Genomic DNA, 977 nt, shown 5'->3' on the forward strand with positions numbered 1-977 from the left:
TTTACTGTAACAGCAACGTTTATTACTATACTATGGAATTCAAAAAGCGTCAAGTGTTTTTTAAAAAAAGTATGTGTCAAGTTTCTCTCGGTAGCTCCAAAAATTGAATCTTTTCTCATCTTAACTATTCTAAAAGATCTTTGCTAGTCTTCCAATCGCCGAACTGCTTGGCGCATCTTGAACTATCCTACCTTGCAGAACTCCTATATGCGGTGCCTGGACTTTCTCAAAAAGCTTGAGACTTGATAATTTGTCCTTAACTTGATGGGTAAATCGTTTTGCCAATTTCTTAAATCTCATTGCTTCCACCAATCCTTCATTCTGTTGCGTGTCAATGATGCGCAACATTGCTTTTAATCCGGTCTTACTCCATGATCTTCCTTGACGTTTTAAACGATAGGTGTAACGACAATGGTTACTTTTACAACTTCCTAATCCATTAGGCTTCTTTACTCCTCGTAACTTTGCTGGCTTAATATATTGCCAATTCCGCTTTAGATAATTCTTTAGTTTCCGTAATGCCATTCGCTTTTCTTGACTAGCTTGATCTTCTTTTGTTATTCTGCTTTCCGCAGTATCTGAAATCACTCTTACCTGATCCCAATTCCAAGAATAAACGACTTTCTTCAACGGCTTTATTAATTCAAAATCAAAACTAAGTCTTTCCTGAATCTTACGGTTCAAATGATATTAATCCAAAAAATGTTCTTGCTTAAGACAATCTGGTGCCAACTCTTTGAATACTTCAGCTTCATAACCACTGCCATTGTCACTTCCAGAAATAATTATTGTCTTCTTTAAGTCATAATGAGCCTGTAGATATTCACTTACTTCTTTCATTGCCTGTTGACGATCAAGACTACTGATGATATGACGATTAATCAGTTCGCGGTGCTTCCCGTTCTTTCGTATCCCTTCATAAATCCGGAAACGATGGACAAGAAGATCCTTTATTTGTCGATTATGATGAAATGTTT

At 36.4% G+C, this 977-nt stretch carries 1 protein-coding gene and 1 pseudogene; both read right to left on the minus strand.

Annotated elements, in window-relative coordinates; genetic code table 11:
- Positions 1 to 129: 129 nt before the first annotated feature.
- Positions 130 to 684, minus strand: coding sequence for a UPF0236 family transposase-like protein (locus ON15_RS10200; RefSeq protein WP_050999228.1), 555 nt, complete (start codon positions 682 to 684; stop codon positions 130 to 132).
- 6 nt (positions 685 to 690) lie between these two features.
- Positions 691 to 977: pseudogene (locus tag ON15_RS11850) on the minus strand (ISLre2-like element ISTeha1 family transposase); the annotation flags it as partial.

Source organism: Liquorilactobacillus vini DSM 20605, from assembly GCF_000255495.1.
GTDB lineage: Bacteria > Bacillota > Bacilli > Lactobacillales > Lactobacillaceae > Liquorilactobacillus > Liquorilactobacillus vini.